Origin of the sequence: Rhizobium sp. BK049 (assembly GCF_014193135.1) — a bacterium.
Lineage (GTDB): Bacteria > Pseudomonadota > Alphaproteobacteria > Rhizobiales > Rhizobiaceae > Rhizobium.
In genome coordinates this window covers 223254-232882 of record NZ_JACHYV010000007.1, presented here as the reverse complement: position 1 = coordinate 232882, position 9629 = coordinate 223254, and the positions used below count along the sequence as shown (strand labels likewise).

Genomic DNA, 9629 nt, shown 5'->3' with positions numbered 1-9629 from the left:
ACAGAGAACCTTACAAACCATCGACAACCCGTTCGGCACGAGGTTGTCACCCATGTCTTAGGGACAAACTGTTACCTATGTCTCCGGGTCGGACAGACGAAAAATGGCGGACAGAGAGGGATTCGAACCCTCGGTACGCTTTCACGTACACACGCGTTCCAGGCGTGCGCCTTAAACCACTCGGCCACCTGTCCTTTGGCGTTCGCGCCCGGATAGGAGCAAATCGTCGGAACGGCGCGATATATACCGATGAATTTTTGCCGATCAACCCAAATCTAACAGTTTTTTGACTTCTTCCGATAAAACTCCGCTCGGCCCATCCCATTGTGCTTCACCTCAGCGATGACTATGTAATTCTCAAGGTGGAGAATGGCGCGGGCTCGCCGGAATTGTCCGGCATATCGAAGCGTCGGAGGGATTGATGCGTTTCCTGTTGCGTCTGGCGAGTCTTGTCGCACTTGCGGCAGCCGTTATTGCCGGGACCATCGATTCGATCCAATCGGTTGCCGCCTCCGCCGTGATCATGACGCCGATGTCGGATGCCTGGCAGGATGTGAGCCCGGACACACTGACGTCGCTGCAATCCGCGCTTTCCTACTATATCCACCCGCGCTTCTATGCCTTCATCTTTCAGTGGCTGATGCTCCAGCCGGCCTTTGCGGTTTTTCTTGTGATCGCGCTGCTTCTTTGGGTGGTCGGCTACAAGAAGCCGCCGGTGGCCGGCCGTTTTACGGCATAGCCAAGCTGGTCTTGCCGCTGCGGCTCGGCCGAAGATTCGGTCGCCGCCGGTCTTTCCGTGATCCCGACATGGCTGTCGGCTTGCCGGGAAATTTTGCATCCCGGCAGCGGAAATGTCCAAAAATCAGCCTGACAGAACTGATTTTCAGCAATCGCTGCAAATCTTTACCGCCTGAAAAATTTCTGGTGAATTTTTCTGTGAGCCATGCAAGGATGCGCGCAGCCAGGCCTCCGGGGGGAGGTCGGTGGTTCCGCAGACATGCCCAAAAGGGCTTGCGGGAGGACCCCTAATGAATAGCAACAACAGGGCTGCACAATGAAAAAATCCCTTCTCACTCTCCTTGCCGTGGCTGCCATATCGACGACGGCGCTTGCCGCCGATGTCAAGCCGGCGCTGGTTTACGGCACCGGCGGGAAGTTCGATAAGTCTTTCAACGAAGCGGCCTATAACGGCGCCGAGAAGTTCAAGGCCGAGACCGGCATCGCCTATCGCGATTTCGAGCCGACCGGCGACACCCAGGGCGAACAGGCCATCCGCAACTTCGCAAGCCGGGGTTTCAATCCGGTGGTTGCCGTTTCCTTCGCCTGGACTTCGGCAATTGAGAAGGTCGCAGCCGAATTCCCGGATACCAAATTCATCATCGTCGACTCCGTCGTCGACAAGCCGAACGTCCGCTCGGTCGTCTACAAGGAAGAAGAAGGCTCCTACCTCGTCGGCATTCTCGCCGGCATGGCCTCCAAAACCGGCAAGGTCGGCTTCGTCGGCGGCATGGACATTCCGCTGATCCGCAAATTCGAATGCGGCTATGAGCAAGGCGCGCGCGCCGCCAAGGCCGATATCGAGGTGTTCCAGAACATGACCGGCACCACAGGCGCTGCCTGGAACGATCCGGTTCGTGGCGGCGAGCTCACCAAGAACCAGATCGATCAGGGCGCCGATGTCATTTACGCGGCTGCAGGCGCCACCGGCCTTGGTGTTCTGCAGACCGCCGCCGACAACAAGAAGCTGTCGATCGGCGTCGATTCCAACCAGAACCATCTGCATCCGGGCTCGGTCCTGACCTCGATGGTCAAGCGCGTCGACCTCGCCGTCTACAACGCCTACACCGACACCAAGAACGACAAGTTCACCGCTGGCGTTCAGGCCCTCGGCGTCAAGGAAGATGGTGTTGGCGCCGCGATCGACGACAACAACAAGTCGCTGATCACGCCGGAAATGCAGGCCGCCGTCGACAAGGCCAAGGCCGATATCATCGCCGGAACCGTCAAGGTTCACGATTACACATCGGACAACGCTTGCCCGAAGTGATCAGCGCCCTGATGTAATATCGAGATCGGGCGTATGGCGGAGGGGATTTTCGCCATACGCCCTTTTCTTATTTGGAGCCTGCAGTGACAGATAAGCCCGCTATCGAGCTTGTCGGCATCGATAAGAAATTCGGTGCCGTCCATGCCAACAAGGACATCAATCTCACCGTTGCCAAGGGAACGATCCACGGCATCATCGGTGAAAACGGCGCCGGCAAATCGACGCTGATGTCGATCATCTATGGTTTCTACCACGCCGACAGCGGCGAGATTCGCGTCAACGGCAATCCGGTCACCATCCGTGACAGCCAGGCAGCGATCGCCGCCGGCATCGGCATGGTGCACCAGCATTTCATGCTGGTCGACAATTTCACCGTGCTCGAGAACGTCATGCTCGGCGCCGAAGGCGGATCGCTGCTGGCCAGAGGCGTCGCATCGGCCCGCGCCGAGCTCAAGCGGCTGGAAACCGAATACGGCCTCGAGGTCGATCCGGACGCACTGATCGAAGAGCTGCCGGTCGGCCTGCAGCAGCGCGTCGAAATTCTAAAGGCCATGTACCGCGGCGCCGAGATACTGATCCTCGACGAACCCACGGGCGTGCTGACGCCGGCTGAAGCCGACCACCTCTTCCGCATCCTCAAGGTGCTGCGCGACCAGGGCAAGACGATCATCCTCATCACCCATAAGCTGCGCGAGATCATGGCGATCACCGATACGGTCTCCGTCATGCGCCGCGGCGAGATGGTCGCCACCCGCAAGACGGCGGAAACGACGGTGGAGGAGCTTGCCGAGTTGATGGTCGGCCGTCGCGTGCTGCTGCGCGTGCAGAAGGGCGAAGCCAATCCGGGCGCCGCCGTGCTCTCTGTCCGCAACCTGACGGTCAAGGACAATCGCGGCGTCACCATGGTCGATAATGTCTCCTTCGAGGTGCGTGCCGGCGAGATCGTCGGCATCGCCGGTGTCGCCGGCAACGGCCAGTCCGAATTGCTGGAGGCGATTGCCGGTATCCGGAAGCCTGTCTCCGGCGAAATCCTTCTCGACGGCCAGACGATCGACAAGGCCGATCCCGCCCGCCTGCGCGACCTCGGGCTTGCCCATATTCCCGAGGACCGGCACCATATGGGACTGGTGCTGAAATTTGAGGAATATGAAAACTCCGTCCTCGGCTATCACCGCCGTCCGGGCTACAGCAAAGGGCCGCTGCTCGATCTCGACGCGATCCGCCAGGACGCGATGGAGAAGATCGAAAAATACGACATCCGCCCGCCGAATCCGCGGCTGAAGACGGCCAATTTCTCCGGCGGCAACCAGCAGAAGATCGTCGTCGCGCGCGAAATCGAACGCGATCCGAAGATGCTGATCATCGGCCAGCCGACGCGCGGCGTCGATATCGGCGCCATCGAATTCATTCACCGCCGGATCATCGAGATGCGCGACGCGGGCAAGGCGATCCTGCTCGTCTCCGTCGAGCTCGATGAGATCCGCGCCCTTTCCGACCGTATCCTTGTCATGTTCGCCGGCCATGTCGTCGGTGAGAAGACGCCCGATGCCGGTGAACAGACCCTCGGCCTGATGATGGCCGGCATTGCCGCGTGAGGCCTTTATGAGCACTGCTTCCGTTCCGCTTCCGAGATGGATCAATTACGGTCTGATCCCGCTTTTAAACCTCGTCGTCGCTTTCCTGATCTCGGGTTTCGTCGTCTGGCTGATCGGCGAAAGCCCGCTTGCCGCTCTTTCGCTGCTGATCGAGGGTGCCTTCGGCAGCGGCGAAGGCATAGGCTTCACACTCTACTATGCAACGAGTTTCATCTTCACTGGCCTTTCCGTAGCAGTCGCCATCCACGCCGGTCTCTTTAACATCGGCTCTGAAGGTCAGGCCTATATTGGCGGTCTCGGCTGTGCGCTGGTAGCGCTTGCGCTCGACAATTACGTGCCCTGGTATGTGACGATGCCGATCGCCATTGTCGGCGCCGGGATATTCGGTGCGGCCTGGGCCTTCATTCCCGCTTTCCTGCAGGCCAAACGCGGCAGCCATATCGTTATCACGACGATCATGTTCAATTACATCGCAGCCGCTCTCATGGTCTATCTGCTGGTGCACGTGCTGATCGTGCCGGGCAAGATGGCGCCGGAAACCCGTACCTTCCTCGAGGGTGGGCAGCTTCCGAAGCTTGGCTGGATCATGAGCATCTTCGGAGCCAAATTGGGTGCAGCGCCCTTCAACGTCTCCTTCATCATCGCCCTCCTTGCCGCCTGGTTTGTCTGGATCCTCATCTGGCGCACTAAGCTCGGCTTTGAGATGCGTACACTCGGCGTGAGCTCGACGGCCGCTGCCTATGCCGGCATACCCTATGCACGCATCGTCATCATCGCCATGCTGATTTCAGGCGCGCTCGCCGGCATGATGGCGCTCAATCCCGTCATGGGCTCTTCCGCCCGTCTGCAGGTTGAATTCGTCGGTGGCGCCGGCTTCGTCGGTATTGCAGTGTCGCTGATGGGCCGCAACCATCCGCTCGGCATCATCTTTTCCGCAATCCTTTTCGGCACCCTTTACCAGGGCGGCGACTGGATCTCTTTCGAGATGCCGAATATCACCCGCGAAATGATCCTGGTCATTCAGGGACTGGTGATCCTCTTTGCCGGCGCGCTGGAATACATGTTCCGGCCAGCAATGGTGCACATTTACCAGCAATTCAAACGAGCCTGAGGAGCGGACGATGGATTACTACGACATCTTCATCAACGTCCTGAGCTCGACGGTCAGGCTGTCTATTCCGCTGATCTTTACCGCGCTCGCAGGACTGTTTTCGGAGCGCGCCGGCATCTTCGATATCGGCCTGGAAGGCAAGATGCTGGGCTCGGCCTTCGCCGCCGCCTGTGTGGCCTACCTTACCGGTTCGGCCTGGGCGGGCCTCGGCGCCGGCGTCATCTGCTCGGTGGCGCTCAGTCTGGTGCATGGCTTTGCCTCGATCACCAATCGCGGCAACCAGATCGTCTCGGGCGTGGCGATCAACTTCTTCATCGCCGGCATCACCATCGTGCTCGGCCAAGCCTGGTTCGGTCAGGGCGGACGCACGCCGCAGCTGGCGCCTGAAGCCCGCTTCGCACCGATCATCCTGCCGGGCGCCAATGCCGTCCACGACATACCGATCATCGGCCCGCTCTATGCAAGCGTGATATCGGGCAACAATATCCTCACCTATCTTGCCTTCCTCGCCGTGCCTTTCTCCTGGTGGGTCCTTTACCGCACGCGTTTCGGCCTCAGGCTGCGCGCCGTCGGCGAAAACCCGGGCGCGGTCGATACGGCAGGCATTTCGGTTGCCTGGCTGCGCTACCGCGCCGTCATGTGCGCCGGCATCCTCTGCGGCTTTTCCGGCACCTATCTCGCGATCGCCCAGTCCGCCGCCTTCATCAAGGACATGTCGGCCGGCAAGGGGTATATCGCGCTGGCGGCGCTGGTCTTCGCCAAGTGGAAGCCGGTGCCGGTGATGTTCGCCTGCCTGCTCTTCGGCTTCCTCGATGCTTTGGCGAACTTCATGCAGGGCAAGCAGGTACCATTGGTCGGTGAAGTGCCGGTCCAGGTTTTCCAGGCGCTGCCCTATATCCTCACCTGTATCCTGCTTGCCGGCTTTATCGGCGTCGCAATCCCGCCGAAGGCCGGCGGCGTGCCCTATACGAAGGAGCGTTGATCATGTCCCACGACCTGTTCGAGGCCGCTCGCGGCGCCATGGCCTTTGCTCATGCGCCCTATTCGAAATTCCCGGTCGGTGCGGCGATCCGCGCCGAGGACGGCAAGGTCTATACAGGCGCCAACGTCGAAAACCTCTCCTTCCCGCAAGGATGGTGCGCCGAGCCGACCGCGATCAGCGCCATGATCATGAGCGGCGCCAGGAAGATCGTTGAAATGGCCGTGATCGCCCAGAAGCTGCCACTCTGCCCGCCCTGCGGCGGCTGCCGCCAGAAGATCTCCGAATTCGCCGCCAAGGACACGAAGATCTATCTCTGCGATGAGGCGGGCGTGAAGAAGACCATGACAATGGAAGAGCTTCTTCCCTTCAGCTTCGAGACGAAACTCGGATGAGGACGACGGTCGACCTGCTCGCCGCATTGCTCGGCGCGATCAAGCCGCGCCATGGCATCGTGCTCGGCTCTGGTCTCGGCTCCCTCGTTGGCCAGTTGGAAGGCGCCGTCCGTATTCCCTATCGCGATCTGCCGGGCTTTCCCGTCAGCGCCGTCTCCGGCCACGCCGGCGAAGTTGTCGCCGGCCGCCTCGGTGGAAAGCCGGTCATCATGCTCTCCGGCCGCGTGCATTATTATGAGAAGGGCGATGCCAACGCCATGCGCCTGCCGATCGAGGTCTTGAAGGCGCTCGGCGTCGAGGCGCTGATCCTGACCAATTCGGCCGGATCGCTGCGCGACGATATGCCGCCTGGTTCGGTGATGCAGATTACCGATCACATCAACTATTCCGGCACGAACCCGCTGATCGGCGAGGAAAGCGACCATCGCTTCGTCGGCATGACCAATGCCTATGACGCCGGCCTCGCCGCGGCGATGCGGAAGGCGGCGGCAAAGCTCAAGATCGAGCTGGGGCAGGGCGTCTATATGTGGTTTTCCGGTCCGAGCTTCGAAACGCCGGCCGAAATCCGCATGGCGCGCATCCTCGGCGCCGATGCCGTCGGCATGTCGACGGTGCCGGAGGTGATCATCGCAAGAATGCTGGGTCTGAGGGTTGCGGCCGCTTCCGTTATCACCAACTATGGAGCAGGCATGACCGGCAATGAGCTCAGCCATGAAGAAACCAAGGACATGGCGCCCGTCGGCGGCGCCCGTCTCGCCGCCATATTGAAAGAGATGATTGCGGGAGAAAGCGAAAATGAATAGCCATTCAATCCGGGAAACGGCGGCGGTCGCCCTTTCCCTTCTCGACCTCACCAATCTGAAGGACGATTGCACCGAGGCGCAGATCGATACGCTCTGCGCCCGCGCGCAGACGCCCTACGGTAACAGCGCCGCGATCTGCATCTGGCCGCGTTTCGTCGCCCATGCCCGCAACATCCTCGGCGCCGGCCATGCCGTGCGGATCGCAACCGTCGTCAATTTCCCAGCAGGCGATATGGAAGTGGCCGATGTCGCCGCCGAAACCCGTGAGGCGATTGCCGATGGCGCCGATGAGATCGATTTGGTCATCCCCTACCGCAAGCTCATATCAGGCAATGAGAAGGCGGTGACTGACATGGTCAAGGCGGTGCGCGCCGAATGCGCCGGCCCCGTCCTGCTGAAGGTGATCATCGAGACCGGCGAGTTGAAGGATGCGGCCTTGATCCGCCGTGCCTCCGAACTGGCAATTGAAGCCGGCGCTGATTTCATCAAGACCTCGACCGGCAAGGTCGCCGTCAACGCGACGCTCGAAGCCGCCGACATCATGATCCGGGCCATTCGTGAGAGCGGACGCAAGGTCGGCTTCAAGCCGGCTGGCGGCATCGGCTCGGTGGCGGATGCGGCGCTCTATCTCAGCCTTGCTGAAACCATTATGGCGCCGGACTGGGCTATGCCCTCGACCTTCCGCTTCGGCGCTTCCGGCCTGCTCGACGACATACTGGCCGTTCTGAGTGGAGCGCAGCCGGCAGCGGCTGCGGCGTCGAGCTATTGAGATGATTCCGCAGGAGATCATCCGGCGTAAACGCGATGGCGAGGAACTCGACGCCGCCGATATCAGCTCCTTCATCGCGGCGCTTGCCGCCGGGCAGCTGTCCGAAGGCCAGATCGGCGCCTTCGCCATGGCCGTCTGGTTCAAAGGCATGTCACGCGAGGAAATCGTGGCGCTGACGCTGGCGATGGCCAATGCCGGCGACAGGCTGCAATGGGCTGGCATCGACCGTCCGATCGCCGACAAACATTCGACCGGTGGCGTCGGCGATAATGTCTCGCTGATGCTGGCGCCGATCGCCGCTGCCTGCGGCCTCGCCGTCCCGATGATTTCAGGGCGCGGCCTCGGCCATACCGGCGGCACGCTGGATAAGCTCGAATCCATTCCCGGCTATGCGATCACCCCTGATGCGGAGCTCTTCGGCAAGGTGGTGAAGGAGGCGGGATGCGCCATCATAGGCCAGACCGGAACCTTGGCGCCTGCCGACGGCAGGCTCTATGCCGTGCGCGATGTGACCGCCACCGTCGATTCCATTCCGCTCATCACTGCCTCCATCCTGTCGAAGAAGCTCGCGGCCGGGCTTGAGACGCTGGTGCTCGATGTCAAGCTTGGCAACGGCGCCTTCATGGCTGATCGCCGTCAGGCGGAGATGCTGGCGCGTTCCCTGGTCGAGGTGGCCAACGGCGCCGGCGTGAAGACCTCCGCCCTGATCACCGACATGAACGAGCCGCTCGCCGATTGCGCCGGCAATGCGGTGGAGATGCGCAACTGTTTGGACTTCCTGGCGGGCAGGAAGAGCGGCACGCGGCTTGAGGCCGTGGTTTTTGCCTTCGCCGCCGAGATGCTGGTGAAATCGGGCATTTCCGCCTCCTCTGAAGAAGCCAATGGGATGGCGCGCCGAGCGCTGTCATCGGGCGAGGCGGCCGAAAGCTTCGGGCGTATGGTATCCATGCTCGGCGGACCGGCCGATCTCGTCGAGAATTCGGAAAGATACCTAGCCATGGCGCCGGTCGAAAAAGAAGTCCCGGCCGCCCGATCCGGCTGGCTTGCCGCCTGCGACGCGCGCGGTATCGGCATCAGCGTCATCGATCTCGGCGGCGGCCGCCGGCATCCGGCAGATCGGATCGATCACCGTGTCGGCTTCTCCGGCCTCCTGCCGCTTGGCACCCGAGTCAATGCGGGCGATCCGATCGCTGTCGTCCACGCTGCCGACGAAGCCGCGGCGGGAAAAGCTGCTGCGGCCCTTGCCGTGCATTATCGGATCGCTGACGACAGGCCGGAACTGGCCCCCGTCATTGCAGGCCGGGTCTGATGCGGCTTACTGTTTGAGGCTGAGCGAGCCGTCGGCGACGGAATAGGAGGCGAGTTTCTGCAGAAAGCTCATGCCGACCAGGGTGGTCGTGAGCGCGTCGTCCCTGAGCACGAAGGCCTCGACATTCCGGACGCGGATGCCGCCGATTTCGACCCGATCGAGGGTCAAATGCGCGGCCTTCGTCTGCCCGTTTGCCGTGTTGACACCATAGCGGAAGTCGAGCTGGTTTGCGGTATAGCCGAGCCGGCGGGCGAGTGTCTCGTTGAGGGCGACGTAGGTAGCGCCGGTATCGATCAGCCCTAGCACAGGCTTGCCGTTGATCTTGAAGCTGCCGGTATAGTGGCCCTGCGCATCCGCCTGCAGGCGGATCGTACTATTGCCGGAAGCGGGCGCCGGTGCCGCGGACTGGCGGGCGTCGGCAGATACGAAATTGGCGGAGAGAACGTCGGCAGGTTGCTGGCTGCCGCTTCCAACGAGAGAAGGTACCTGTGTGGCCAGCACCGCGGCGATGCTGGCGAATATGACGGTACGCACGAGCATGAAACAGAAATCCTTCCTGTATAAACCCCGCTTCATGCAGGGCCTCATGCTTCCAGCTTGCTAAGCCTCAAATCCTGATAA

The 9629-nt window shown here is 61.4% G+C and carries 10 protein-coding genes and 1 tRNA gene; 9 read left to right on the top strand and 2 right to left on the bottom strand.

Annotation, left to right across the window (positions count from 1 at the left end; all coding sequences use genetic code 11):
• Window positions 1–104 precede the first annotated feature (104 nt).
• Window positions 105–194, bottom strand: a tRNA-Ser gene (locus FHT70_RS10400).
• A 227-nt stretch (window positions 195–421) separates the two neighbouring features.
• On the opposite strand from FHT70_RS10400, the gene FHT70_RS10395 reads away from it, so the two are divergent.
• The 9 genes from FHT70_RS10395 to deoA all read left to right on the top strand — a co-directional run bounded on the left by FHT70_RS10395 (window position 422) and on the right by deoA (window position 9008).
• A complete protein-coding gene (locus FHT70_RS10395; protein ID WP_183700767.1) occupies window positions 422–739 on the top strand; it encodes a hypothetical protein in 318 nt (105 codons plus the stop codon).
• Between the two features lie 315 nt (window positions 740–1054).
• Window positions 1055–2047, top strand: coding sequence for a BMP family ABC transporter substrate-binding protein (locus FHT70_RS10390; protein ID WP_183700765.1), 993 nt, complete (start codon window positions 1055–1057; stop codon window positions 2045–2047).
• 83 nt (window positions 2048–2130) lie between these two features.
• Window positions 2131–3642: an ABC transporter ATP-binding protein gene (locus FHT70_RS10385; protein WP_183700763.1), complete on the top strand. Its 1512-nt coding sequence runs from the start codon at window positions 2131–2133 to the stop codon at window positions 3640–3642.
• A 7-nt stretch (window positions 3643–3649) separates the two neighbouring features.
• Window positions 3650–4753, top strand: coding sequence for an ABC transporter permease (locus tag FHT70_RS10380; RefSeq protein ID WP_085776576.1), 1104 nt, complete (start codon window positions 3650–3652; stop codon window positions 4751–4753).
• A gap of 10 nt (window positions 4754–4763) precedes the next feature.
• Window positions 4764–5735 (top strand): ABC transporter permease, encoded by a 972-nt coding sequence (locus FHT70_RS10375; RefSeq protein WP_183700761.1) that lies wholly within the window; start codon window positions 4764–4766, stop codon window positions 5733–5735.
• 2 nt (window positions 5736–5737) lie between these two features.
• Window positions 5738–6127, top strand: a complete 390-nt coding sequence (locus FHT70_RS10370) for a cytidine deaminase (RefSeq protein WP_183700759.1) — start codon at window positions 5738–5740, stop codon at window positions 6125–6127.
• Window positions 6124–6930, top strand: a complete 807-nt coding sequence (locus FHT70_RS10365) for a purine-nucleoside phosphorylase (protein ID WP_183700757.1) — start codon at window positions 6124–6126, stop codon at window positions 6928–6930. Before FHT70_RS10370 ends, FHT70_RS10365 begins: the two co-directional genes overlap by 4 nt.
• Window positions 6923–7699 (top strand): deoxyribose-phosphate aldolase, encoded by a 777-nt coding sequence (deoC, locus tag FHT70_RS10360; protein WP_097600400.1) that lies wholly within the window; start codon window positions 6923–6925, stop codon window positions 7697–7699. The genes FHT70_RS10365 and deoC overlap by 8 nt, the downstream gene beginning before the upstream one ends.
• 1 nt (window position 7700) lies before the next feature.
• Complete coding sequence (gene deoA / locus FHT70_RS10355; protein ID WP_183700755.1) at window positions 7701–9008, top strand: thymidine phosphorylase; 1308 nt, start codon at window positions 7701–7703, stop codon at window positions 9006–9008.
• A gap of 6 nt (window positions 9009–9014) precedes the next feature.
• Here deoA and FHT70_RS10350 read toward each other — a convergent pair whose 3' ends face one another.
• On the bottom strand, window positions 9015–9584 hold the full coding sequence (locus FHT70_RS10350) for a TIGR02281 family clan AA aspartic protease (RefSeq protein ID WP_183700753.1): 570 nt from the start codon (window positions 9582–9584) through the stop codon (window positions 9015–9017).
• Between the last annotated feature and the right edge of the window lie 45 nt (window positions 9585–9629).

What these genes read in the sequence shown, in the direction of transcription:
- FHT70_RS10395 (WP_183700767.1), top strand. Translation starts at nt 422, where the DNA reads ATGCGTTTCCTGTTGCGTCTGGCGAGTCTTGTCGCACTTGCGGCAGCC.
- FHT70_RS10390 (WP_183700765.1), top strand. Translation starts at nt 1,055, where the DNA reads ATGAAAAAATCCCTTCTCACTCTCCTTGCCGTGGCTGCCATATCGACG.
- FHT70_RS10380 (WP_085776576.1), top strand. Translation starts at nt 3,650, where the DNA reads ATGAGCACTGCTTCCGTTCCGCTTCCGAGATGGATCAATTACGGTCTG.
- FHT70_RS10375 (WP_183700761.1), top strand. Translation starts at nt 4,764, where the DNA reads ATGGATTACTACGACATCTTCATCAACGTCCTGAGCTCGACGGTCAGG.
- FHT70_RS10370 (WP_183700759.1), top strand. Translation starts at nt 5,738, where the DNA reads ATGTCCCACGACCTGTTCGAGGCCGCTCGCGGCGCCATGGCCTTTGCT.
- FHT70_RS10365 (WP_183700757.1), top strand. Translation starts at nt 6,124, where the DNA reads ATGAGGACGACGGTCGACCTGCTCGCCGCATTGCTCGGCGCGATCAAG.
- deoC (WP_097600400.1), top strand. Translation starts at nt 6,923, where the DNA reads ATGAATAGCCATTCAATCCGGGAAACGGCGGCGGTCGCCCTTTCCCTT.
- deoA (WP_183700755.1), top strand. Translation starts at nt 7,701, where the DNA reads ATGATTCCGCAGGAGATCATCCGGCGTAAACGCGATGGCGAGGAACTC.
- FHT70_RS10350 (WP_183700753.1), bottom strand. Translation starts at nt 9,584, where the DNA reads ATGAAGCGGGGTTTATACAGGAAGGATTTCTGTTTCATGCTCGTGCGT.